This window comes from Rhodoferax sp. TS-BS-61-7, from assembly GCF_002943465.1.
Lineage (GTDB): Bacteria > Pseudomonadota > Gammaproteobacteria > Burkholderiales > Burkholderiaceae_C > Allorhodoferax.
On sequence record NZ_PTQY01000003.1, the window covers coordinates 143,732 to 167,236 of the forward strand.

The window sequence follows — 23,505 nt, forward strand, 5'->3', positions numbered from 1 at the left end:
CCCACCAGGTACCACCCATGACAACATTTCGCCTCCCCCGCTTTCTGGCCACTGCCCTGCTGGCACTGGCCAGCCTGGGCGCCCACGCCCAAGGCCAGGCCGACTACCCGCTGGGCGCGGGCGACACCATTCGCGTGCAGGTCTTCCAAAACCCCGACCTCACCATCGAAACCCGCGTCTCCGAGCGTGGCAGCATCACCTACCCGCTCATTGGCGCGGTCGAGCTGGGTGGCCTCTCTGTGGCCGCGGCCGAAAAGAAAATTGCCGATGCCCTGCAGACCGGCGGCTTTATCCAAAAACCCCAAGTCAACATCGCACTCATCCAGATCCGTGGCAACCAAGTCTCGGTGCTGGGCCAAGTAGCCCGCCCCGGCCGCTTTCCGCTAGAGACGGTTAACACCCGCCTCAGCGACATGCTGGCCAACGCCGGTGGTGCCACATCGGGGGGCGACGACATAGCCATCGTCACCGGCGTGCGCGACGGCAAACTGTTCCGCAAAGAGGTGGATATCCCCTCCATCTTTTTGGCAGAAAAACTGCAAGACAACATGCTCCTGCAAGGCGGCGACACCATCTACGTGCACCGCGCCCCGGTGTTCTACATCTATGGCGAAGCCCAGCGCTCCGGCTCCTACCGCATTGAACGCGGCATGACGGTGATGCAAGCCCTGGCGCAAGGCGGCGGCCCCAACGCCCGCGGGTCCGAAAAGCGCCTGCGCCTGCACCGCAAACAAGACAGCGGCGGCATTCAACAGCTCGAACCCCAGCTCACCGACCCCGTGCTCCCCAATGACGTGATTTACGTCAAAGAAAGCATCTTCTAAACCCGGCCCCCGTTATGACACTTCAACAGTTTCTACTCATCCTCCGGGCCCGCTGGAAGATTGCGCTGCTCGCCTTTGCACTCACCGTGGCTACTACCGTCGTGGTGAGCATGCTCATGGCCAAGCAATACACCGCCAGCGCCGCCGTGGTGGTGGACGTGCGTTCCCCCGACCCCGTAAGCGGCCTCATGCTCCAAGGCATGATGGCCCCCGGCTACATGGCCACGCAGGTTGACATCATCAACAGCGACCGTGTGGCCCAAGCCGTGGTCAAAGGCCTGGGCATGGAAAACAGCCCGGCCATTCAGGCCCAGTGGCGCGAAGCCACCCAAGGCAAAGGCCAGTTGCGCGACTGGCTGGCATCGCTGCTGCAAAAAAGCCTGGACGTGAAACCCAGCCGCGAAAGCAACGTCATCAGCATCAACTACACCGGTGCCGACCCCGACTTTGCCGCCGCCGTGGCCAACGCCTTTGCACAGGCCTATATCGACGTGAACCTGGACCTGCGCGTAGCCCCAGCCCGTCAGTACGCCACCTTTTTTGACGAACAAACCAAAACCGCCCGCGAGAAGCTGGAGAAAGCCCAGCAAGCCCTGTCTGACTACCAGCAGCAAAACGGCATTACCAGCACCGACGAACGCCTAGACTTTGAAACCGCCAAGCTCAACGAAACCAGCAGCCAGCTCACCGGCGTGCAAGGCCAAACCACCGACAGCCAAAGCAAACGCAGCAGCACCAAAGCCGACACCCTGGCCGAAGTCATGCAAAGCCCGCTGGTCAACGGCCTGAAAGCCGACATTGCCCGCCTGGAAGCCAAGCTCACCGAAAGCAAAGTCAACCTCGGTGCCAACCACCCCCAAATCCAGCGCACCGAGTCTGAGTTGGGCGCACTGCGCGCCCAGCTAGACGCCGAAACCCGCAAGATCACCAGCTCCATTGAAACCACCTACCAGGTCAGCAAACAGCGCGAAGCCCAGTTGCAAGGCGCCCTGGCCACCCAAAAAGCCCGCGTGCTCGTGCTCAACAAACAGCGCGATGAGCTGAACGTGCTGCGCCGCGACATCGAATCCGCCCAGCGCGCGTTCGAGATCGTGAGCCAACGCGCCTCGCAAACCAATATTGAGAGCCAAACCAACCAAACCAATATTGCGGTGCTTAACCCTGCCATTGCGCCACCCGCACCATCCAAACCACGGGTGTTTTTGAATGTGCTGGTGTCCGTCTTCCTGGGCACCCTGCTCGGGGTTGGTCTGGCACTGCTGCTGGAGCTAATGAACCGCCGCGTCCGCTCTACCGAAGATTTGGTCGAAGCCCTGGAACTGCCCGTACTGGGCGCCATCAGCTCGGCATCGGGCATGTTTAAACGCACCGCCATTGGAGTTAGCGCATGAACCAGGTTAGAACCATTGGCGACATTTTGGTAGCCACCGGCCGCCTGAGCCAAGACGATGCCGCCCGCATTGTGGAGCGCCAGCACGCCGACAAAGTGCAGTTTGGCGACGCCGCCCTGGCCCTGAAGGTGCTGACCAAAGACGACATCGACTTTGCCCTGAGCAAACAGTTTGACTACGCCTACCTTAGCGACCAAGACGACTCCGTCAGCCACGAACTGGTAGCCGCCTACAAACCCTTTAGCCGTGTGGGCGAAAACCTGCGCGCCGTGCGCAGCCAGCTCATGCTGCGCTGGTTTAACACCGACCCCGCGCACAAAGTCATCGCCATCGTCAGCCCCGGCAGCGGCGAAGGCCGCAGCTTCATTGCCGCCAACCTCGCCATCGTGTTTGCCCAACAAGGCGAGCGCACCTTGCTGATAGACGCCGACCTGCGCGCCAAACCTGCGCGTGCGCAAAACGCCTTGTTCAAGCTTGGCAAAAGCGCCGGCCTGTCTGGCATCTTGGCCAACCGTGCGGGGCTTGAAGTGGCCCAGCTCGTGCCCGGCCTGCCCGGCCTGGCCGTGCTGCCCGCCGGTGCCACCCCGCCCAACCCCCAAGAGCTGCTGGGCCGCCCCGCCTTTGGCGACCTGCTCCGCATTGCCAGCCAGCAGTTTGATGTGATCATCATCGACACCCCCGCCGGCACCGAATTTGCCGACGCAGAGGTGACCGCCGCCCGTGCTGGCGCAGCCCTGCTGGTGGCCCGCAAAAACAAAAGCCTGGTCCCCCAGGCCAACCAACTGGCTCGGCGCCTGCAAGACAGCGGCGTTGCACTGGTGGGCTCCGTGCTCAACGACGCATGAGCGCCACCATGCCCCGCATCTACCGCGGCAAACCCACCCTGCAGGCCGAGCTGCTGGCCTGGCTCCCGGTCATGCTCGGGCTGGCCGCGCTGTACCTGCCAACTTTGCACGACCTGTTCACCGGCATTTGGGCGAGTGACGCCCAAATGCACGGCCCCATAGTGCTAGGCATCTCGTGCTGGCTCATCTACCGTGGCTGGCCCGACATGCTGACCGCCAGCCATGGCGAAAAACCTAGCGCCTGGGGCTGGCCTGTTTTTGCCTTCGGCCTGCTGCTGTATGCGCTGGGTCGCTCACAAGACATCTTGATTTTCGAGGTCGGCTCCGTCCTCTGGCTGCTGGTCAGCATCACACTGCTCAACCTGGGCCCCAAGGCCCTGAAGGCACAGTGGTTTGCGCTCTTCTTCATGCTGTTTATGGTGCCCCTGCCTGGTGCGGTGGTAGACACCGTAACCATGCCCATGAAGATGGCCGTGTCGTATGTGGCCGAGCAGGTGCTGTTTTGGGTGGGCTACCCCATTGGCCGCAATGGCGTCATTTTGCAAATTGGCCAATACATGCTGCTGGTGGCAGACGCCTGCGCAGGCCTGCACACCCTGCTAACGCTAGAAGCCTTGGGCCTGCTGTACCTCAACATCGTGCGGCGCGACTCCCTCGTGCGCAACGTCGGCTTGGCCATCCTTATCGTGCCCATCTCCTTCACGGCCAACGTCATTCGCGTTATGGCGCTCAGCCTCATCACCTACCACTTTGGCGACGAAGCGGGCCAAGGTTTCTTGCACGGCTTTGCGGGCATGGTGCTCTTTCTCAGTGCGCTGCTGCTCATCATTGGCTTTGACACCGTGCTGCAAACCTTTGAAGCGTTCCGTGCACGCACCAAGGCACACACATCACGGGTAGCAACATGATGAACCGACAAATCAAAGGCTGGCTGGCCCTGGTGCTCATGGTTGCCACCAGCATCGCAGCCACTACCATCAAACCCACCGAACTGCTGGCCGCCTCCCGGGGCGATACCAAGCTCGAAACCATCATCCCCACCCAATTTGGCGAATGGCGCGAGCTCCAAAGCTCCGGCAGGTTGGTGATCAACCCCCAGCAAACTGAGCTACTGCAAAAGCTTTACTCGCAAACCCTGTCGCGCACCTATGTGCGGCCCGATGGCGGCATCGTCATGCTGTCCATTGCGTATGGCAACAACCAAAGCGATGGCTTGGCACTGCACTACCCCGACGTTTGTTACCCCGCCCAAGGCTTTAAAGTCACCTCCAGCCAGTTCGGAACATTGCCCACCAACCTTGGCCCTATCCGCGTCAAACGGCTTGAAACCGAGCTGGGCAATCGCAAAGAACCCCTTACCTACTGGGCTACCATTGGCGACGCGGTGGTGCAAGGCGGAACAGAAACCAAACTGGCTCAGCTTCGTTATGGTTTTCAGGGCCAAATTCCCGACGGATTGATCTTCCGCGTCTCCTCCATCACCCGCGACACCGAGCTGGCTTACAAGTTGCAAGCGCAATTTGTGACCGACTTGTTAGCAGCCATTCCCGCATCACACCGTAAATTTCTTTCAGGCATTTCTACACCCAACGCATCATGAAAAAAGTAGCACTTATCACCGGCGTCACAGGCCAAGACGGTTCTTATTTGGCAGAGCTGTTGCTCAAAAAAGGCTACGAGGTGCACGGCATCAAACGCCGCGCATCGAGCTTTAACACCGACCGCATTGACCACCTGTACCAAGACCCCCATGTGTCGGCCCGCAACTTCACGCTGCACTACGGCGACCTGACCGACAGCAGCAACCTCATCCGCATCATCCAACTGGTGCAACCCGATGAGATTTACAACCTGGGCGCAATGAGCCATGTGGCCGTGTCATTCGAATCGCCCGAATACACCGCAGACGCCGATGGCATGGGCACCCTGCGTATTCTGGAAGCCATCCGCATCCTGGGCCTGGAGAAAAAGACCCGCTTTTACCAAGCGTCTACCTCCGAGCTGTATGGCCTGGTGCAAGAAATTCCGCAAAAGGAAACCACCCCCTTCTATCCCCGCAGCCCCTACGCCGTGGCCAAGATGTATGCCTACTGGATCACGGTGAACTACCGCGAAGCCTATGGCATGTACGCCTGCAACGGCATCTTGTTTAACCACGAGAGCCCCCTGCGCGGCGAAACCTTTGTTACCCGCAAAATCACCCGCGCCATCAGCCGCATTGCGCTGGGCCTGCAAGACTGCCTGTACCTGGGCAACATGAGCGCCCTGCGTGATTGGGGCCACGCCCGTGACTATGTAGAAATGCAATGGCTCATGCTGCAGCAAGACCACGCCGAAGACTTTGTGATTGCCACCGGTGTGCAATACAGCGTGCGCCAGTTTGTGGAGTTTGCCGCGGCAGAGCTGGGCATCACACTCGCCTGGACTGGCGAAGGCGAAAACGAAATTGGCACCGTGGTGGCCATTACCGGCTCTGAAGCCAAGTGCAAAGTGGGCGATGTGATTGTGAAAGTGGACCCCCGCTACTACCGCCCCACCGAAGTGGAAACCCTGCTGGGCGACCCCACCAAGGCCAAAGAAAAACTGGGCTGGGTGCCCACCACCAGCCTGCAAGAACTGGTGGCAGAAATGGTGCAAGCCGACTTCACCAGCGCCAAGCGTGACGCACTGGTCAAGCTGGCCGGCTTTCAAACCTACGACCACCACGAGTAAGCCCCAGCCGTATGGACAAGAACGCAAAAATCTACGTGGCGGGCCACCGCGGCCTGGTGGGCTCTGCCATTGTGCAAAACCTGCAAGCAGCGGGCTACACCAACCTGCTGCTGCGCACGCACGCAGAGTTGGACCTGACCAACCAAACCGCCACCGCAGCCTTCTTTGCAGCAGAAAAGCCAGACTACGTGTTTTTGGCTGCAGCAAAGGTGGGTGGCATTTTGGCCAACAACATCTACCCGGCCGAGTTCATCCGCGACAACCTGCTCATCCAAAGCAACATCATCCACGCCGCCTATGTGAACCAGGTCAAGCGCCTGCTGTTTTTGGGCTCTAGCTGCATCTACCCCAAGCTGGCCCCCCAGCCCATGAAGGAAGAGCACCTGCTCACCGGCCCGCTGGAGCCCACCAACCGGCCCTATGCATTGGCCAAGATTGCAGGCGTGGAAATGTGCTGGAGCTACAACCGCCAGTACGGCACCAAGTACCTGGCCGCCATGCCTACCAACCTGTACGGCCCGGGCGACAACTACCACCCCGACAACAGCCACGTCATCCCTGCACTGATCCGCAAGTTTCACGAAGCCAAAGTCAGCGGCGTCCCCACCGTCACGGTATGGGGTACCGGCACCCCCAAGCGCGAATTTTTGTACAGCAGCGACATGGCAGATGCCTGCGTTTACCTGATGCAACTCCCCGATGACCAGTACGAGCACTTGCTGGGCAGTGACGAATCGAAGTCTGGGAAATTTGAGCCCCCGCTTATCAACATTGGAGTGGGCAACGACGTCACCATCAAAGAGCTGGCGCAAACGGTTCAAGCTGTTGTGGGTTACGACGGTGGCATCGTCTTTGACAGCACCAAACCCGACGGCACACCACGCAAACTTATGGACGTAACCCGGCTTAACAGCATGGGTTGGAAAGCGCCCACCAGCCTTGAGGCTGGATTGAAAGTTGCCTACCAAGACTTCCAGACAGATACCACTCCAACTTAGAGAATTCATGCAACATGACTTGGCGCGCCGAAGTGTGCATGCAGTTCTCTGGAGCTATTTCGGTGCTGCAGGAAAAATTGCAGCTCAACTCGTTATTCAAGTATTTCTGGCACGAATGCTAGGGCCAGTCGTCTTCGGACAATATGCCGCAGTACTTATAGTTATCGGGATTGGATGGCTCCTAGCTGACAGTGGTTTTGGGGCAGCATTAGTGCAAAAGAAAGAAATTCAAGACAAAGATGTTTCTTATGTACTTGGATGGGTACTTTTACTATCAACTGCAACCTGCACCTCGATAGTATTTTTGGCTCCATGGATTGCGCGTGCCATGGGTGACGCTAGCCTGACTTGGCCAATAATGGCCTGCGGCCCAATAGTTTCGCTGCAGGCGCTTTCGAATATAAGTGCTTCGATTCTGCGCAGAAATCTGGACATGAAGCGCAACCAAATTATTCAGTTAACTGCCTATGTAATTGGATTTGGCGTAATTGCCATTGGCTTAGCTCTCTTAGGTCTTGGCGTATGGAGTCTGGTCATTGGTTTTTTAGCGCAAACACTTATCACCTTAATAGCTGGCTACAGTATCGTTCGCCACAGCTTGAAACCAACACTTCATGGCGATTCTTCATTGCGAAAATTTGGCTTTGGAGTTTTAGCAACCAATGTCGCTAACTGGTCTATAGAAAGCCTTGACCGTTTTTTCATTGGCCGCCAGTGGGGAATCACCGCGCTAGGCAATTACTCAGCAGCAGCAAATTTGTCTAGAGTGCCTGTATCACTGCTAGTGAATTCACTACAAGCAGTGACTTTTTCATCCGCATCGCGAGCTCAAGAAAATCCAAATCAAGTTCGTAAGGGCTACAACTTACTGCTTACAGCCACTAGCCTCCTTACGTTTCCTCTAGCCACTTTTCTTGCCTTCAAAGCCAATCTAATCATTAATTTACTTTATGGCGATAAGTGGCTAGATGCTGGACCACTTTTTGCAGCATTTTGCATTGCAATCCCTTTCTATGTTCTCCTATCGATAACTGGACCTCTACTATGGGCCATAGGCAGGCCCGAAAGCGAATTCAAACCTCAACTAATTTCAGCAATATTTTTGTTATCTGGATTATTTTTTCTTAAGTCATATCCACTTAATGTGGCAGTTTGGATCATTCCAGTAATCTACTTCATCCGCTTTGGATTAGTTTATTCAGTTCTTTATCAGCATTTAAAGTTAAGTACGAAAAGTTTAATTCAAGCGTCAAAGGGTGGAGCGATCATGACATGCATGGTTATTTTCATAGAAACCATAATAAACCACACCCTAACACTTCAACTAGAGTCGAGTTGGTTCAAAGAGATAATTAAACTCACCATTTTGCTAATTAGCAGCCTATTCATTTTAAGGACGTACCCACGCTCTTTAATTGGAGATGAATTTATGAATACGATTACGAACAATAGAAACAGATCGAATCTCCTGAAAATACTGCATAAATTTATTAACCCAACAAGCGACAACAATGCTAAATAGCATATTTAGAAAGTTAATGCGCGTTAACAAGTTCCCAACTTATGCGAAGCAAATATGGTGGATTGCAACAATCGCCCCAACTTTGCGCTATTCAGGTGTATTACTAGGAGTGAATATCAAGTTCTATGGAAAACCCATAATCTCTTTATTCAAAAATAGTGTTATTCAAATCGGCAATGCAAGTACTATTTGTTCATCATCCTTTTACACAGCGCTAGGGGTCAATCATCCAACAGTTATTCGCACGCTACGAGAGGGAGCCTGTATTGTTATAGGTGACCATACAGGCATCAGCGGCGGCAGCATTTGCTCAGCGTTATCTGTGAAAATCGGACACAGATGTTTAATTGGAGCCAATGTAACAATATCCGACTCTGACTTTCATCCTTCGCGCTCAAAGGAAAGGCGTTACACGACGAACCAAGATGCGATAGCATCATCGCCCGTCGAAATAGGAGATAACGTATTCATTGGCGCAAACTCCATCATATTAAAAGGAGTAACCATTGGTGAAAATTCTGTTATCGGCGCCGGATCGGTTGTCACAAAAAGCATTCCATCAAATTGCGTAGTCGCAGGCAACCCGGCCAGAGTTATAAAGCTACTAGACTAATTAGGGCTGTATTTTTATGCACATTGCGATTGTCGGACCAATAGCCACGAATGATATTCAACAATATTTAAATGGATCTCATGAAAAACTACCTGTTGGCTATTCGGGCGCACCTCTACTTGCTTCACTGATTGGGAGTTTGATAGAAAGAGGACATACGGTTTCTGCTATTACCTTATCTAAAGACATCGCACTAGATGAAAAAGGGTTCGTCAAAGCATATGGACCCAATTTTTCGATAAGTTATTGTGTGATGCGCCCGCGAGCATGGGCGCCCAATCGTTTTATGCCAGGTCGAATAGTTGATCTCTTTGCTCTTGAAAAACGTCTACTTATTGCCGCAATAAATGAAGCGAAACCTGATGTGGTACATGCCCATTGGGCGTATGAATTTGGTGCCGCAGCAATTTCAGTGAAATATCCTCATGTAATTACCAGTCATGACTCTCCATTCGATATTGCAAGAATCTCTAATAGTGAAAAATTAACTATTTGTGCATACCGATGGCTTCGCACATTAATTGCTAAAAATGTGCTTAGAAGAGCAAATTACGTGACTACTGTCTCACCGTATCTTAGAGACAAGATTCAACCCATAACTAGATGCAAAGTTCAAGTCATACCAAATCCAGTTGACGATTGTGCGCTCGCGCTTGCCGAGCGCAGACAGTCCAATAACCGCCCAACCATCGTGATGGTTTGCAATGGATGGGATGCGCGGAAGAATCCTGAACCGGGTCTACTTGCATTCACCAAACTGAAGATAAAGATGCCCGGCGCAACAATGCACCTGTATGGCAACGACTTTGGTCCCAATCAAACTGCGGAGACTTGGTGCAAAGCCAAAGGTATTGAAAATGGCATGCATTTTCACGGCGCAGTGCAGCACAAACAGCTATTAAAAGAATTAGCAAGACATGACCTCCTTCTGCACACATCCATCGAAGAGTCGTTTGGCATGGTGATTGCCGAGGCGATGGCAATGGGACTACCAGTTGTGGCGGGTAACGCTAGCGGTGCTGTCCCCTGGGTGGTTGGAGACAGCGGCATGCTATGCAACATCAGGGATTCTGACGATATAGCTGCAGCACTAGTTGAAGCGCTATCTGCACAAAGATATGCAGCATCTTCCAGCAGTGGAATCGATTCCATAAAAAATCGTTTCACGACAACCGCAGTCACTAACGAATTTTTTGCAATTTATAAAGCTGCAATATCAGCTTGGCCAACGGATCACACGAACTCGGCCACCAAAGGGGTTGTGGAATGACAGCAACCTGCTGCAGGTTGTAAATATATCGATGCAACAAGTATGCATTCAAAAAAAAATCAATCGCTAGTTACTAACAACATCGCGCTTGCTCATAAGTGACTTCATAAATTTATATGTCAAAGATATTGCAAAGCACTAATTTTCCGCAAGTAGCTAAACAACGTGTCTGCATACTACTGACCTGCTTTAATCGCAAGGAAAAAACTCTCGCTTGTTTTGCTGCACTCCAAGCTAACGTACTGCCTTCTGGTATTGATTTAACAGCAGTAGTAGTAGACGACGGAAGCTCCGACGGCACAGCAGAGGCCTTGACTGAGAAGTACCCTTGGGTGCGCGTTGAACGCTCTGCAGAAAGTTTGTACTGGTGCCGTGGTATGCACCAGGCGTTTGAGATTGCCCAACGATCCAACCCCGACCTCTATGTATGGCTTAACGACGACACCATGCTGCAGCCGAATGCGCTCGCAAGGCTTATTGAGACAGAGCAGCAATTGCGCGCGGCTGTCGGCAAGCCGGTTGTGGTGGTAGGCAGCACCGTCGATGAAAGCACAGGCGCCTTGACCTATGGTGGATGTATTCGGCTCGCAGGCTTGAAACGTATGCGCTTCGCGCGTATGCAGCCCACGAATGTAGCCCAGCGTTGTGATGCAATGAATGGCAACTTGGTTCTTTTGTCTAAACAGGCTGTGGAAGTGGTGGGCAACTTAGATCCAGTGTTTGAGCACGCCATGGGAGACACAGACTACGCATTACGGGCGAACAAACTCGGTGCATCAGTTTGGGTGGCGCCCGGTATCTACGGAACGTGCAGCAATAACTCATTAGTTGGTACGTATATGGATTCCAGCTTGCCATTGCGACGCCGCTGGACACTCATGATGCATCGCAAAGGTTTGCCTTGGCGCTCTTGGCTGGCGCTTACAAGTCGGCATGCTGGCCCCGTATGGCCACTCTACTTTGTCTGGCCGTACCTAAGCCTCGTCCTCGGTTTTTATAAAAGTCGGTCAACAAAATAGTGGCCACTTGCGGAATAAAGATGACTCGCTTTTCAACTCGCCATAGCGTTGCATCTAACGAGGATGCAGCCCAAATCGAAAATACAACGATGCGGACAAGCATGCCCAACCCGAGCTACATCAATGCAGGGCTTGCGAGCGAGCTTCGAAAAGCCGCTTCGATAGCGATATTTGCATCTGTGCTTGCTACGGCGAGCAAAGCATGGTCAGCTCAAGAGATTTGTATCACTCCCGAGCCAGTTGCAACTGCACTCTCAGCGTGTATTCCTCTGAGTGCACTCCCCGACTGGCTTCGCAAGAACGTGAAACGCGATGCGCAGGGACATGCTTCGGAAGATGTATTGGTGCGTCTTGGTGAAGGCCTACACAGGCTAGCAAGCCCTATCGTCATAGACGCAACGGCATGGAGAAGCGGCGGACGGCAGCTGACAATTGAAGGACTTGGCGCCAGCAAAACCGTCGTTTCTGGTGCGGTGACGGCACCGACGGCGACACTGCCAGAAGGTGACAGAGCTAATAAAAAACTGCAACAAGGCGTTGTAGGAATCTCACTCAAAAATCTTGGTATCACGCCCCCAGAGAAACTGTCCGAATACCGATTTGGCAAATCTGTTTTGCCTGACTTCGAATTATTTTCCAATGGAAATCGATTGCCACGGTCTCGCTGGCCAAACACTGGCTTTGGAGCGGTTGCAACTGTTGAAGAACTTGGGGGCGTAAGGTTCACTGTACGCGGACAGGATGTTCGCCGTTATGCCACCGAGCCTGCTTTGATGCTGGGCGGCTACTTTGCACACGATTGGGCAGACGAGACACTCAGGGCAGGCGCTATCGATGTGTCAGGGGTTCGGTTTTTGCAGAATTTGCCTAGCTACGGCGTCAAGATAGGTCAGCGGGTTTGGTTTGAAAATGCACTTAGCGATATCGACACCCCGGGTGAATGGGCCTATGACCCCGAAAGTCAATCTATATATGTGCTCCCAGAAGCCAATCAGGCAAGCACTAACTTTGAAGTTTCCAAATCACTGGAAGGTATTGTCTTCAATAAAGTCTGGAATGTACTCGTCAAAGATATTGGATTTACGAGCTTCCGGGACAACGCTATCAGAGTGGATGAAGGCTTGGATATCGCCCTAAAAGGGATCCACATACGCAATAGTGGAGGGGTTGGAATACGTTTGAATGGCAGAAACGTTGTCGCCAATGATCTTTCTGTCGCTGACACTGGTGCCGGCGGAGTTTCCATAAGTGGAGGCAATCGCATCACCTTGAGTCCTGGGCGCGTGGCCGTTCGAAATTGCACTGTCGAAAGAGTTGGACGTCTGAGTAAATCCTACAAAGTAGCCGTTGGGATTGCAGGCGTTGGAAACGAAGTTTCCAACTGCCGACTCAGCGATGGCCCGCATGCGGCCATACTTTTCCATGGAAATGACCACCTCATCGAAGGCAACTTGATTGAGCGTTTTGTGCTGGAAACAGATGACGCCGGAGCAATCTACACAGGACAAGACTGGACCGAACGTGGAACGATTATTCGTGGCAATTTTTTACGCAACTTGGGCATGCCTAAAAGCAAGTACGGTGCAAACGCAATATATTTGGACGACCAAGCCAGCGGAATCATTGTCAAAGAAAATCTAATCATAAACAGCCATAGAGGCGTAATGATTGGTGGGGGACGTGACAATAAGGTGGAGGGAAATGTATTTCTGGGTTGCAGTGATGGTATTTATCTTGATTCAAGAGGTACCCGGGAAATCGAGCTCCGGGGAGCACTGGCAAACCCTAGTTTGCGCAAAAGCTTTATCGATGTAAACGGTGCGGGGCCTGAGTACACAGCTCGCTACCCGGATTTATTGGCTAACGGTACACAGGCTTTAGGACATGCCGGCAACAATGTTGCTAACGACAATATTTTTACGGAATGCATTACGTCATACACCATAAAACAGCCAGCTCAAGGTGCAATAAAAATTGGCACAACGTATATCGCACAACCTATTGGTTTAGAAGATAGAACGAAATCACTCACACCACAAGAATTCCTGCTGCTTCGAGCCAAGCTTACCAGCAGCTCCGAGAGTGTTACTCCGCGTGAAGCCACCAAGGATATTCCATGAACACGGCTTACTACAAATCAGTCACCACAATCACGGGAAAAATTCTTAGTTCAAAAGTATTTAATACATCTATTTTAAAAAAGATAGCTACAACAGCATTAACTGCGACAGTATTAATCGGTAGCGTCATTTTTAGTTTATATCTACCTGCACTATTTTTGTTCCTATGGTTGATGCTTATGGCATTTTTACCAAAAAACCCTAGCGCAACCATCGCAATATCTGCAGTTAATGTCATATTCATTTTTGGTTGGATGAATATGGAAAAAGTGCCAATGAATGATTGGCTCTGGTACACCACCCACTACCGCTGGCTTGAGGAAATGCCGCTCACTAGCTATTTAGGGCATATCTTTAATGGCATGACCATTAAATCAAGTGAGCCCGTTTATCACACGATCTCTGCCATGGTTTCGCGTATTTCGCTTGGCTCCGTTTCTGTCTTGGCGCTGGTTGTTACTTCAATAATTTACGGTAGCGTAGCCGTTGGTATAGCTAAGCTAGCGCAGGGCCGTATCAAATCACCATTTGAAGCCGTATTGCTTACTTGGATTCCACTTTCTGTAGGCATCACTTTTACATTAACTGCGCAATTGGTCAGACAAGAAATCGCTGCATCATTTCTTTTTATGGGCCTCGCCATGCTGTGGGCAAAAGATAAGAAAACAGGCTGGCTCTTTGTTGGACTTGCATTACTTACACACAACTCTGCAGCGTTTCCTGCGCTTTGTATTATTTTCTCTGCATGGTGCGTCATAAAAATTCGTATGCCAATAAAGCATTGGCTACCGTTAACTGTGCTGTGCGGTGGTGTACTTGGGGGGGGGTTAATATTGTCACCAAGTGGTGAAAACTACTATATATCCCAACAAAATGATGGCCGTATTTCAGTCTCAATTTATTTGTTAGATACCTTACTAATTGGTGTACTTCTTTTTTTCCGCAAAAATTTAAATGATCTAAAAGAATTCACGCAAATACTCATTGCTTCGCTAACAGCCTACGTGACATTTATCATCGCAGTAGCGCCAGCGCCACTACTATTGTTGCGAATGTATTTTTACATGGATTTCTTTCGTGTCGCCATTTTGATTCTTCTTATGATTGCCATTTTAAAATTACGCAATGCGCTGCTGATGGGCTTGCCAGCATTGATTCTGGCATTTGCTTACATAGAAGCGCGTCTTCTTACTTCTCCATTTTATTATTTTGGCGGCTTCACGGCACACCTACTGAGGCCTTTTGCATTTTTTTGAAAAAGAATATTTAAAACACCTGTGTTAACTTCATATTCAGTATCTAAGCGATGAAAATTATTTCTCTATTAATTGCATTTTCTCGAAGAATTCAGACCATGGCTTTGGTTATGAATAAAAGCGAATTCTTGACCTTTGGTAAAAACATTCATATCGGTATAGGCACTAGACTTTGGGCACCTGATTCAATAGAAATTGGCTCCCATGTCTATATCGGCAAGCAGGTACATATTGAAGCCAACTGCGAAATCGGCGACTACTGTCTGCTTGCCAATCGCGTCGCCATCATTGGCAGGAACGACCACGACTACACGGCGGTTGGTTTTCCAATGCGATATGCACCGTGGATTGGGAGCAAGCGATTCCCCAGCCCACACAGAGAGGACAAGGCCGTCATCGAATCGGACGTGTGGCTTGGTTTTGGTGCGGTGGTTTTGACAGGCGTCACCATTGGTCGTGGCTCGGTTGTTGCTGCGGGCAGCGTGGTCACCAAGGACATTCCACCCTATTCAATTGCCGCGGGGGTGCCTGCCAAGGTGGTCGCCCTGCGATTTGCTGACGAGCAAACCATTGCTCGACACGAGGCTGCGATTCTTAGCGGGCGCTTTGCCTTTTCGGAGCGAGGTTACGACCACTGTGTGATTGAACCAGCGGCCACACCAACAGATAGACCATGAAAAAAGTTGTCATTCTTCAGCATCGTTTGCTGCACTACCGCACCAAGCTCTTCGAGCAACTGCGCACCGCCGGTGCGGCCAAAGGGATACAGATCGAACTGGTGCACGGACAAGCCTCTCGTCGCGAGTCGATAAAAAAGGACGAAGGTACTTTGGCTTGGGCGCGCAAGGTTGTGAACACGGTCTGGGAGCTGGGTGAGCGGGACATCATTTGGCAACCTTTCCCCAAACAGCTCAAAGACGCCGATCTGGTGGTCGTGATGCAAGAAAGCCGCATTTTGTCCAACTACCCGCTGCTGCTGAGCCGCCTGTGGTCTGCGCGCAAGGTGGGGTACTGGGGCCATGGCAAAAACTTTCAAAGCGATGCTCCCGCAGGCTTGCGCGAGCAGTGGAAGAATTTTTTGCTCCGGCGTGTGGACTGGTGGTTTGCCTACACCGGGATGACGGTAGATATTCTGACCAAAGCGGGCTACCCCGCTGCACAAATCACTTGCCTGGACAACGCCATAGACACCAGCAGCTTCAAGGCTGATCTGGCGTCTTGGTCCACCGATGAGGTGCTGGCCGCTAAGCAGCAACTCGGCATTGCAGGCAACGCACCTGTGGGTGTGTTCTGCGGATCGCTCTACCCGGACAAAAAACTTGGCTTGCTGGTGGCCTCTGCCGATTTGATTCGCCAGCGCATGCCCAACTTTGCATTGGTAGTGATTGGCGATGGTCCGTCTATGCCAGAGATGCGGGAGGCTGCCGCCACCCGGCCATGGATGCATTTGCTGGGAGTGCGCAAGGGGCGCGAGAAAGCGTTGTACTTCCGCATGGGGGACGTGATGTTGAACCCCGGCCTGGTGGGCTTGCACATTGTGGATGCGTTTTGCGCGGGTATGGTGATGATGACTACCCGCACGGCCCGCCATTCGCCAGAAGTGGCCTACCTGCGCGATGGCGAAAACGGGGTGTACGGCGACGACACGCCGCAGGCCTATAGCCAGGCGGTGCTGGACGTGATTGAAGACACGGACCGGCTGGCACGCATGAAGGCCAGCGCCCTGGCCGACAGTGAGCACTACACCCTGGAAAACATGGTGCAGCGGTTTGCCGATGGCATTGAGGCGGCAGTGCATGGCTAAAACAGGGCACAAGGTGTTGAGCGCCTTTATTGATGCGGTGGATTGGTCCACGGCGCTGTCGCGCATTGGCGCCTGGGCCGCAGCGCAAGAGAGTCGTTATGTGTGTATCTGCAACGCGCATTCGGTGGTGACGGCCGGGCAAGACGCGGCCTTTGGCACGGTGGTGGCGCAGGCCGACATGGCCACGCCCGACGGTGCCCCGGTGGCGTGGATGATGCGCAAGCTGGGGTTTACAAGCCAGCAGCGCATCAACGGGCCGGACCTGATGTGGAAATACTGTGCAGAGGCAGCGCAGCGCAACGAGTCGATCTACCTGTATGGCGGTGCAGAAGACACGCTGACCATTCTGCAGGCCAAGCTGGCGGCGGCTTTTCCTGCACTGCGGGTGGCGGGGGCGTACTCGCCGCCGTTTCGGGCGCTTACCGACGCTGAGGACGCTGCGGTGGTGGAGCGCATCAATAAATCGGGCGCGGGTACGGTGTGGGTGAGCCTGGGCTGCCCCAAGCAAGAGCTGTGGATGGCGGCGCACCGCGGGCACATTCAGGCGGTGATGGTGGGGGTGGGCGCTGCGTTTGATTACCACGCGGGCACCATTCAGCGCGCGCCGCTGTGGATGCAAAACGCGGGCCTGGAGTGGCTGCACCGCCTGGTGTCAGAACCCCGGCGCTTGTGGAAGCGTTATTTGGTAACCAACACCTTGTTCATTGCGGGCGCGGCCCGCCAACTGCTCACGCACCGCCATGCTGAGTAAAGAAGTGTTTTTGGGCGTGGTGGATGCTGCGCCGCTGGTGGCCATGGACCTGGTGGTGGTGCGCGGCGGCACCGAGATTTTGCTGGGCCTGCGCAACAACCGGCCGGCGCAGGGCTTTTGGTTTGTGCCGGGCGGGCGCATTCGCAAAAACGAGCCCATGCAGGCGGCGCTAACGCGGGTAGCGCAGGCCGAGCTGGGGCTAGACTTGGCCACCCTGCCCCAGCCGCCGGTGCACATGGGTGCGTTTGAGCATTTTTATGCCGACTGTTTTGCAGGCGACGCGGGCGTGTCTACCCACTATGTGGTGATGGGCAACCTGGTGCAGCTGCCCGCCGGCACCGAGCTGGCCGCAGCAGACGCCCAACACAGCGCCCTGCGCTGGTGGCCGCTGCCAGAGGCACAGGCGTCTAGCGAAGTGCACCGCTTTACCAAGGACTATGTGGACGCCATATTGCTATCAAAAGAGAAGCTGCTTGCGCATATTCCATAAGGGCTAGAGACCTATTTTGTTTAAATTTAAGAGGGAGTGAGTGATGAAAATTACCGTGATTGGAACCGGCTATGTGGGCCTGGTGTCGGGCGCTTGTTTTGCCGATGTGGGCAACGATGTGCTGTGCCTGGATGTAGACCCGTCCAAGATCAAGATTCTGGAAGACGGGGGCATCCCTATCTATGAACCCGGCCTGCAAGAGATGGTGAAGCGCAATGTGGCCGCAGGGCGCCTGCACTTCACCACCGATGTGGAGAAGGCGGCGCACTTTGGCACGGTGCAGTTCATCGCGGTGGGCACGCCCCCGGACGAAGATGGCTCGGCCGACATGAAGTATGTGATTGCGGCGGCGCGCAACATCGGCAAGTACATGACCGACTACAAGGTGGTGGTGGACAAGAGCACGGTGCCCGTGGGCACGGCGGACCGGGTGAAGGCGGCCATTGCCGACGAGCTGGCCAAGCGCGGTGTGAGCACGCCCTTTAGCGTGGTGAGCAACCCCGAGTTTTTGAAGGAAGGCGCCGCCATTGACGACTTTATGCGGCCCGACCGCATTGTGGTGGGCTGCGAGGACGAGCAGGCCGCGCTGAACATGCGTGCGCTGTACGCTCCCATTCAGCGCAACCACGACCGCCTTATCGTGATGGACATTCGCAGTGCGGAGCTGACCAAGTACGCCGCCAACGCGATGCTGGCCACCCGCATCAGTTTTATGAACGAGCTGGCCAACCTGGCCGAGAAGCTGGGCGCCGACATTGAAAACGTGCGCAAGGGCATTGGCTCGGACCCACGCATTGGCTACGACTTTTTGTACGCTGGGGCGGGCTACGGCGGCTCATGCTTTCCCAAGGACGTGCAGGCGCTGGTGAAGACGGCGCAGGACGACGCGGGCATCACGCTGCAGGTGCTGACGGCGGTGGAAGCGGCCAACGACGCGCAAAAGCGGGTGCTGGGCGGCAAGGTGATCAAGCGCTTTGGCGCAGATCTGAAGGGCAAGCACTTTGCGCTGTGGGGCCTGGCCTTTAAAGCCAATACCGACGACATGCGCAAGGCGACCAGCCGCGATGTGATTCAGGACCTGCTGGACGCGGGCGCCACGGTCACGGCGTATGACCCGGTGGCGATGAAGGAGGCGCAGCACTGCTTTCCCAACGAGGCCCGCCTGACCTACGCCGAGAGCCAGACCGCGGCGCTGGAAGGTGCAGATGCGCTGATCATCGTGACGGAGTGGCGCGAGTTCCGCAGCCCGGACTTTGACACCATCAAGGCCAAGCTGAAGCAGCCGGTGATTTTTGACGGCCGCAACCTGTACGACCCGAAGCTGGTGCGCAGCATGGGTATTGAGTACCAAGCGATTGGCCGGTGAATTTGCTATAAAAATAGGAGCTGCTTGCGCAATATCCACGCGAACTATAGGCCAATTTGGCACTAAAACCAAAGGAACTATAGACTGCGGCCGCGGGCGCTTTTAGGATCGGTACCCCATGAATGTAATGACCCTGCAAGAGATAGCCACCCAGTCGGGCGTGGCGTTTGGCACCAGCGGTGCGCGCGGCCTGGTGGCCGACATGACACCCGCGCTGTGCCATGCCTACACCACCGCCTTTTTGCTGGCCGTGGCCCCCAAAGCCACCCATGTGGTGCTGGGCCACGACCTGCGCCCCAGCAGCCCGGCCATTGCTGCAGCCTGTGCCGCCGCGGTACGCGACCAGGGGCTGACGGTGGTGTACGCCGGCGCCCTGCCCACCCCGGCGCTGGCGCTGTATGGCGCGCAAACCGGTGCGCCCACCATTGTGGTCACCGGCAGCCATATTCCGTTTGACCGCAACGGCATCAAGTTTTACCGCGAAGACGGTGAGATCAGCAAGGCGGACGAGCTGGCCATGCTCAGCTACCTGGTGGGCCTGCCCAAAAACCTGCAGCCCGCCCCGCTGCCCGCGCCCTTGGCTGCGGTGCACCAGGCGTATGTGGACCGCTACGTGAATTTCTTTGGCGCGCAGGCGCTAGAGGGCATGACGGTGGCGGTGTACGAGCACTCCAGCGTGGGGCGCGATGTACTGCGCGAAATTCTGGAAGGGCTGGGGGCCGAGGTGCTGCCGCTGGACCGGTCGGACGAGTTTGTACCCATAGACACCGAGGCCGTGCGCCACGAGGACGTGGAGCGGGCGCTGGAGTGGGCCGCTGTGCACGACTTTGACGCTGTGGTGTCCACCGACGGCGATGCCGACCGCCCGCTGATTGGCGACGAAACCGGCGAATGGCTGCGCGGGGATGTGGTGGGCATTTTGTGCGCCCAGTACCTGCAGGCGCAGGCGGTGGTAACGCCGGTAAGCAGCAACACGGCGCTGGAGCGCAGCCAGGCGTTTGGCCAGGTGCTGCGCACGCGTATTGGCTCGCCCTATGTCATTGCGGGCATGGAAGACGCGCTGGCCCAAGGCGCCGGGCTGGTGGTGGGGTACGAGGCGAATGGCGGCTTTTTGCTGGGCAGCCAGGTGCTGCGCAACGGCCAGCGCCTGGGGCCGCTGCCCACGCGGGACGCGGTGCTGCCCATTGTGGCGCTGCTGTGCGCGGCCAAAGAGCGGGGGCTCAAGATGTCGGAGCTGGGCTACAAGCTGCCCAAGCGCTTTACCGCGAGCGACCGGCTGCAAAACGTGGCCACGCAGGCGAGCCAGGCGCTGATTGCCCGGCTGAAGCACGACACCGCACTGCTGGGCCAGCTGCTGGCGCCCCACTCGGGCCCACTGGAGGCGCTGGACGAGACCGATGGCTTGCGCGCGTTTTTTGCGTCGGGAGACATCGTGCACCTGCGCCCATCGGGCAACGCGCCCGAGCTGCGCTGCTACGCCGAATCGAGCACGGCCGCAAACGCCCGCAAGCTGTGCGATGCCTGCCTGCTGCGGGTGCTGCAGGTGGCGGGCTAAGGCAGCAACAAGGCCGAACGGACTATTTACGGCGGCAAGGGCTAACCCTAGTATGGCGCTGGCTGTATAAGCAGCCCCAAATTTCCAAGGGACCACCATATGAACTACAAAACTGCAATCGCCACCGCCGTGTTGGCACTGGGCTCCGTGGCAGCAAACGCTGCTATTACCTTCCCCGTTGCGGTGCAGGGCTCGTTTGCCGATGTGCTGTTGGCCGACATTACGCTGGGTGGCGCTTACAACCTGACAGGTTTTGCTACCCACGTGGACAGCTACAACGTGCTGGGCTCTGCCTACCCGCTGCCCAAGATCACCTTCAGCTCTGTGTCTCTGTATGTGGGCAACGTGCTAAGCAGCACGCAGCTCGGCAACACATTCAACTTTGCCAATCTGGGCGCAGGTTCTTACAGCCTGTACGCGTCTGGCACCGTGTTTCCAGGTGTGGGCACAGGCAATATCGGCTACGCCACTGCCCAGTTGGAAATCACCCCCGTGCCAGAACCCGAAACCTTTGCCATGCTGCTGGCGGGCTTGGGTGTCATGGGCGCCATTGCCCGCCGCCGCAAGGCCGCAGCCGCCGCTGTGTAATCAGCAGCGCTACAGATACTTGGGCTGATTCAAAAGCCGCATTTCTTTATAGAGATGCGGCTTTTTTATGTGTGAACCCTAAGATAAGTTGGTCGGTTTTGAACGATATTCAAAATGTGCCGAGAATGCGCCGGCAGTGAGTTCCACGTCGGCGCGTGCGATTCCCGCTTTTTTGGCTGCGTCTTGCCAGTCGTCGACCACAAGAAGGACTTCCTCAACGATGTGCCCGGCGCACTCAGGCGAAAGCCCATAAAAGGCCGCGGTCGATAGAACCGATGTAACACTGGGGCGGTTGTCCGAATCGTCGATGTTCAGGACGTGTTCTGCCTTGTCGATGTTGGGATTGACGTCAAACGCTGGTGCGAGCCGCCAGCCGGTTGTGCCAAGTATGAAGCCGTGATTTCTGAGATGGTCGTCCCGGTTGCCCACGGCCACATTGAAGACTGCCCTGCGAAAAAGCTGCTCTAGGTCCGCGTCGACGTAGGTAATGTCTCCGGCAGCACGAAGAAACTGCGCCAACTCAACGTAGCTGGTTCCTTCGCTTTGTTCTTTGCGAAGCAAGGTCATTGCAGAGGCATAAAAACATCGCCCAGCGCTGGAACGGTCAAACCGCTGCACACAGAATGTATGGAACTCATTGTTCAGGCGTATGACCTTGGCGGCTGGAACTCGGATTCCGGCCTTCACGGCCAGGCCATGCACAACGTGCTCCCATGCACCGACGTCTCGGTCATCATCACGGGCGGGAAATTTGCCAATCCACAAAGTGCCGTCCGCTTCGGTAAAGTTGGCTTTGGGTCGCGCCCCACCCAGTGAGGCGCCGGGCGCCACCAACACCGCAAGCCACTTGCGCAGGGCATCTAGGTCGTCAATACGGCGGCTGCTTAACTGGTAGGCAACCGCCTCCAGCTCTCGCAGCGTTGTGATGGGTGGAGCGGCCATCTTCTCATTACCTAAAAACTCTTCGGTGCCAGGACGGCGGAAACGTAGTGCGCCCTGCCGGGTGAAGTCTTGGACGCCGATGAGGAAATCCCAGGCGTACTGGGTTCGCGGGGGGCGGTTTTCGTCCTTGGCTTGCAGTGCCTCGCGCCGCTTCATCAGCGTTTGGCCCCAGCGGTCAGGCGATGAATCCAAGAAGATGCCGAAGTTACCCTGTTCAGCTTTTGGAAAAAATGGGGCGTCGTCTAGCGACAGATCCGGGTCCAAAGCAAAGGCTCGCGCATCGCGCAGCCAAGCTCGCTCGTAATGAAAACGAATCTGACCGCGGTCATGTGCAAGTGTGCCCACTAGGCACGGCGGGCCGAGGTCACAGTCGAGCCAGACTTCCAGGCTGCTTTCTCGGCCGCTCACTGTGTGTCCCCAGCACTGCCCGGCGATGGCGGTGTCGCGCGTCGGCGGCGAGGGGGCGATACAGGGGTTTCGAGCGCCAAGTCTTGCAACTTGCGGCCCACTTTGTCATCGTCCGCCAGCGCATTGATGTCTGTCTCAAGCCCCAGCACCGCCATCACACGCAAGTACGTCCCCATGGTGGCGCCGGGGTCGCCGGCCTCGGTTTTGTAGAGGGAGGATCGGGAAATACCTGCCCGTTGAGCGACCACTGTGTTGCTCAACTTACGCCGCATTCGAGCAAGCTTGAGCCGCTCGCCCAGCTGCGATAGCAACTTCTGTTCTGTAGGAAAGATGACTGGCGGTTTGCGTGGCATTTTTCTATTATGGACAAAAACCAATAAATTTGTCCATAATAAAACACGTTAGCCCGCCGTCGGCAGGTCTGAGTTTTACAGCCCTTGGCGCCGCCGCACAGTAGCTCCGACCAAGCCCAAACCAGCCAAGAGCATGGCCAGCGTGGTGGGCTCTGGTACCGGGGATACTTCGATGTTGTCCACCCCTAGATAAAAACCATTGGTGCTGCCTAAACGCACGGACTGCAGATTGGTAAACCCGCTGAAGGTGTAACTGGAAAATGCAGAGGGACTGACCATCACATCAACAAACACCTCGGGGCCTGCGGCGCGCAGCCCGGTGATTCGCAACGGGCTTGGGTTGGAGCCGAATCCGACCCAGCCACCCAAGTCAAGACTCAGTAAATTGAAGGGGGCAGCCGACGCAAATGAAACGGTGCCGCCACTGTCGTAGGCCAGAAATTTGCCAGGATTAGGGGCTGGATAGCCCAAATCGGTGGTCACGGTGTAAGTGCTGGTCGTGGAAAACGTCAAACCACCGCTAGTAAAAGACGACGTGCTGCCAAACGGCACTGGGGCTGCCAGATCGTCAAACGTCACTGCGGCTTGAGCAGCACCCGACAGGAGTACGCCAAGGCCCAAAAATACAAAACTACGGCTCAAGGCCAAGTGTGGTTTGAACATCAAAAGCTTCCTCAT

23 protein-coding genes are annotated in these 23,505 nt (G+C 55.2%); 20 read left to right on the forward strand and 3 right to left on the reverse strand.

Annotated features, from left to right (window positions below; translation table 11 throughout):
- Positions 1–17 precede the first annotated feature (17 nt).
- From epsE to C5F53_RS09460, 20 genes are all read left to right on the forward strand, one after another.
- Positions 18–824, forward strand: coding sequence for a polysaccharide export protein EpsE (gene epsE / locus C5F53_RS09365; protein WP_105261119.1), 807 nt, complete (start codon positions 18–20; stop codon positions 822–824).
- 14 nt (positions 825–838) lie between these two features.
- The gene (gene epsF, locus C5F53_RS09370; RefSeq protein WP_105261120.1) at positions 839–2,215 is read left to right on the forward strand and encodes a chain length determinant protein EpsF; all 1,377 of its coding nucleotides are present in this window, start codon (positions 839–841) and stop codon (positions 2,213–2,215) included.
- The gene (epsG, locus tag C5F53_RS09375; RefSeq protein ID WP_105261121.1) at positions 2,212–3,060 is read left to right on the forward strand and encodes a chain length determinant protein tyrosine kinase EpsG; all 849 of its coding nucleotides are present in this window, start codon (positions 2,212–2,214) and stop codon (positions 3,058–3,060) included. The genes epsF and epsG overlap by 4 nt, the downstream gene beginning before the upstream one ends.
- 8 nt (positions 3,061–3,068) lie before the next feature.
- Complete coding sequence (gene xrtB, locus C5F53_RS09380) at positions 3,069–3,968, forward strand: exosortase B (protein ID WP_105261502.1); 900 nt, start codon at positions 3,069–3,071, stop codon at positions 3,966–3,968.
- Positions 3,968–4,660 carry an exosortase-associated protein EpsI, B-type gene (epsI, locus tag C5F53_RS09385; RefSeq protein WP_201740828.1) on the forward strand — a complete coding sequence of 231 codons (693 nt, stop codon included), beginning with the start codon at positions 3,968–3,970 and terminating at the stop codon, positions 4,658–4,660. The genes xrtB and epsI overlap by 1 nt, the downstream gene beginning before the upstream one ends.
- Positions 4,657–5,772: a GDP-mannose 4,6-dehydratase gene (gmd, locus tag C5F53_RS09390; RefSeq protein ID WP_105261123.1), complete on the forward strand. Its 1,116-nt coding sequence runs from the start codon at positions 4,657–4,659 to the stop codon at positions 5,770–5,772. Before epsI ends, gmd begins: the two co-directional genes overlap by 4 nt.
- A gap of 11 nt (positions 5,773–5,783) precedes the next feature.
- Entirely contained in the window at positions 5,784–6,770 is a 987-nt protein-coding gene (locus C5F53_RS09395; RefSeq protein ID WP_105261124.1) for a GDP-L-fucose synthase, read from the forward strand.
- Positions 6,771–6,777: 7 nt separating this feature from the next.
- Positions 6,778–8,292 carry a lipopolysaccharide biosynthesis protein gene (locus C5F53_RS09400; protein WP_105261125.1) on the forward strand — a complete coding sequence of 505 codons (1,515 nt, stop codon included), beginning with the start codon at positions 6,778–6,780 and terminating at the stop codon, positions 8,290–8,292.
- A 16-nt stretch (positions 8,293–8,308) separates the two neighbouring features.
- Positions 8,309–8,905: a DapH/DapD/GlmU-related protein gene (locus C5F53_RS09405; RefSeq protein WP_105261503.1), complete on the forward strand. Its 597-nt coding sequence runs from the start codon at positions 8,309–8,311 to the stop codon at positions 8,903–8,905.
- Between the two features lie 16 nt (positions 8,906–8,921).
- A complete protein-coding gene (locus C5F53_RS09410; RefSeq protein ID WP_105261126.1) occupies positions 8,922–10,175 on the forward strand; it encodes a glycosyltransferase family 4 protein in 1,254 nt (417 codons plus the stop codon).
- A 116-nt stretch (positions 10,176–10,291) separates the two neighbouring features.
- Entirely contained in the window at positions 10,292–11,194 is a 903-nt protein-coding gene (locus tag C5F53_RS09415) for a glycosyltransferase family 2 protein (RefSeq protein ID WP_105261127.1), read from the forward strand.
- Positions 11,195–11,295: 101 nt separating this feature from the next.
- The gene (locus C5F53_RS09420; protein ID WP_161499914.1) at positions 11,296–13,314 is read left to right on the forward strand and encodes a right-handed parallel beta-helix repeat-containing protein; all 2,019 of its coding nucleotides are present in this window, start codon (positions 11,296–11,298) and stop codon (positions 13,312–13,314) included.
- A complete protein-coding gene (locus C5F53_RS09425) occupies positions 13,311–14,570 on the forward strand; it encodes an EpsG family protein (RefSeq protein WP_105261129.1) in 1,260 nt (419 codons plus the stop codon). Before C5F53_RS09420 ends, C5F53_RS09425 begins: the two co-directional genes overlap by 4 nt.
- A gap of 50 nt (positions 14,571–14,620) precedes the next feature.
- Positions 14,621–15,247 carry a CatB-related O-acetyltransferase gene (locus C5F53_RS09430; RefSeq protein ID WP_105261130.1) on the forward strand — a complete coding sequence of 209 codons (627 nt, stop codon included), beginning with the start codon at positions 14,621–14,623 and terminating at the stop codon, positions 15,245–15,247.
- Positions 15,244–16,374 carry a glycosyltransferase family 4 protein gene (locus C5F53_RS09435; protein WP_105261131.1) on the forward strand — a complete coding sequence of 377 codons (1,131 nt, stop codon included), beginning with the start codon at positions 15,244–15,246 and terminating at the stop codon, positions 16,372–16,374. The genes C5F53_RS09430 and C5F53_RS09435 overlap by 4 nt, the downstream gene beginning before the upstream one ends.
- Complete coding sequence (locus tag C5F53_RS09440; RefSeq protein WP_105261132.1) at positions 16,367–17,125, forward strand: WecB/TagA/CpsF family glycosyltransferase; 759 nt, start codon at positions 16,367–16,369, stop codon at positions 17,123–17,125. Before C5F53_RS09435 ends, C5F53_RS09440 begins: the two co-directional genes overlap by 8 nt.
- Positions 17,115–17,615, forward strand: a complete 501-nt coding sequence (locus C5F53_RS09445; RefSeq protein WP_105261504.1) for a GDP-mannose mannosyl hydrolase — start codon at positions 17,115–17,117, stop codon at positions 17,613–17,615. Before C5F53_RS09440 ends, C5F53_RS09445 begins: the two co-directional genes overlap by 11 nt.
- Before the next feature lie 43 nt (positions 17,616–17,658).
- A complete protein-coding gene (locus C5F53_RS09450) occupies positions 17,659–18,981 on the forward strand; it encodes a UDP-glucose/GDP-mannose dehydrogenase family protein (protein WP_105261133.1) in 1,323 nt (440 codons plus the stop codon).
- A gap of 118 nt (positions 18,982–19,099) precedes the next feature.
- Entirely contained in the window at positions 19,100–20,536 is a 1,437-nt protein-coding gene (locus tag C5F53_RS09455; RefSeq protein ID WP_236635322.1) for a phosphomannomutase, read from the forward strand.
- A gap of 99 nt (positions 20,537–20,635) precedes the next feature.
- A complete protein-coding gene (locus C5F53_RS09460) occupies positions 20,636–21,124 on the forward strand; it encodes an FxDxF family PEP-CTERM protein (RefSeq protein WP_105261135.1) in 489 nt (162 codons plus the stop codon).
- A gap of 78 nt (positions 21,125–21,202) precedes the next feature.
- Here C5F53_RS09460 and C5F53_RS09465 read toward each other — a convergent pair whose 3' ends face one another.
- The 3 genes from C5F53_RS09465 to C5F53_RS20500 form a co-directional block, all read right to left on the reverse strand.
- Positions 21,203–22,474 (reverse strand): type II toxin-antitoxin system HipA family toxin, encoded by a 1,272-nt coding sequence (locus tag C5F53_RS09465; protein ID WP_105261136.1) that lies wholly within the window; start codon positions 22,472–22,474, stop codon positions 21,203–21,205.
- On the reverse strand, positions 22,471–22,827 hold the full coding sequence (locus tag C5F53_RS09470) for a helix-turn-helix domain-containing protein (protein WP_105261137.1): 357 nt from the start codon (positions 22,825–22,827) through the stop codon (positions 22,471–22,473). Before C5F53_RS09470 ends, C5F53_RS09465 begins: the two co-directional genes overlap by 4 nt.
- 75 nt (positions 22,828–22,902) lie before the next feature.
- Positions 22,903–23,490: a PEPxxWA-CTERM sorting domain-containing protein gene (locus C5F53_RS20500; protein ID WP_105261138.1), complete on the reverse strand. Its 588-nt coding sequence runs from the start codon at positions 23,488–23,490 to the stop codon at positions 22,903–22,905.
- Between the last annotated feature and the right edge of the window lie 15 nt (positions 23,491–23,505).

Excerpts from the sequence above, each read along its gene's own strand:
- epsE (WP_105261119.1), top strand. The coding sequence starts at position 18 with ATGACAACATTTCGCCTCCCCCGCTTTCTGGCCACTGCCCTGCTGGCA.
- epsF (WP_105261120.1), top strand. The coding sequence starts at position 839 with ATGACACTTCAACAGTTTCTACTCATCCTCCGGGCCCGCTGGAAGATT.
- epsG (WP_105261121.1), top strand. The coding sequence starts at position 2,212 with ATGAACCAGGTTAGAACCATTGGCGACATTTTGGTAGCCACCGGCCGC.
- xrtB (WP_105261502.1), top strand. The coding sequence starts at position 3,069 with ATGCCCCGCATCTACCGCGGCAAACCCACCCTGCAGGCCGAGCTGCTG.
- epsI (WP_201740828.1), top strand. The coding sequence starts at position 3,968 with ATGAACCGACAAATCAAAGGCTGGCTGGCCCTGGTGCTCATGGTTGCC.
- gmd (WP_105261123.1), top strand. The coding sequence starts at position 4,657 with ATGAAAAAAGTAGCACTTATCACCGGCGTCACAGGCCAAGACGGTTCT.
- C5F53_RS09395 (WP_105261124.1), top strand. The coding sequence starts at position 5,784 with ATGGACAAGAACGCAAAAATCTACGTGGCGGGCCACCGCGGCCTGGTG.
- C5F53_RS09400 (WP_105261125.1), top strand. The coding sequence starts at position 6,778 with ATGCAACATGACTTGGCGCGCCGAAGTGTGCATGCAGTTCTCTGGAGC.
- C5F53_RS09405 (WP_105261503.1), top strand. The coding sequence starts at position 8,309 with ATGCGCGTTAACAAGTTCCCAACTTATGCGAAGCAAATATGGTGGATT.
- C5F53_RS09410 (WP_105261126.1), top strand. The coding sequence starts at position 8,922 with ATGCACATTGCGATTGTCGGACCAATAGCCACGAATGATATTCAACAA.
- C5F53_RS09415 (WP_105261127.1), top strand. The coding sequence starts at position 10,292 with ATGTCAAAGATATTGCAAAGCACTAATTTTCCGCAAGTAGCTAAACAA.
- C5F53_RS09420 (WP_161499914.1), top strand. The coding sequence starts at position 11,296 with ATGCCCAACCCGAGCTACATCAATGCAGGGCTTGCGAGCGAGCTTCGA.
- C5F53_RS09425 (WP_105261129.1), top strand. The coding sequence starts at position 13,311 with ATGAACACGGCTTACTACAAATCAGTCACCACAATCACGGGAAAAATT.
- C5F53_RS09430 (WP_105261130.1), top strand. The coding sequence starts at position 14,621 with ATGAAAATTATTTCTCTATTAATTGCATTTTCTCGAAGAATTCAGACC.
- C5F53_RS09435 (WP_105261131.1), top strand. The coding sequence starts at position 15,244 with ATGAAAAAAGTTGTCATTCTTCAGCATCGTTTGCTGCACTACCGCACC.
- C5F53_RS09440 (WP_105261132.1), top strand. The coding sequence starts at position 16,367 with ATGGCTAAAACAGGGCACAAGGTGTTGAGCGCCTTTATTGATGCGGTG.
- C5F53_RS09445 (WP_105261504.1), top strand. The coding sequence starts at position 17,115 with ATGCTGAGTAAAGAAGTGTTTTTGGGCGTGGTGGATGCTGCGCCGCTG.
- C5F53_RS09450 (WP_105261133.1), top strand. The coding sequence starts at position 17,659 with ATGAAAATTACCGTGATTGGAACCGGCTATGTGGGCCTGGTGTCGGGC.
- C5F53_RS09455 (WP_236635322.1), top strand. The coding sequence starts at position 19,100 with ATGAATGTAATGACCCTGCAAGAGATAGCCACCCAGTCGGGCGTGGCG.
- C5F53_RS09460 (WP_105261135.1), top strand. The coding sequence starts at position 20,636 with ATGAACTACAAAACTGCAATCGCCACCGCCGTGTTGGCACTGGGCTCC.
- C5F53_RS09470 (WP_105261137.1), bottom strand. The coding sequence starts at position 22,827 with ATGCCACGCAAACCGCCAGTCATCTTTCCTACAGAACAGAAGTTGCTA.
- C5F53_RS20500 (WP_105261138.1), bottom strand. The coding sequence starts at position 23,490 with ATGTTCAAACCACACTTGGCCTTGAGCCGTAGTTTTGTATTTTTGGGC.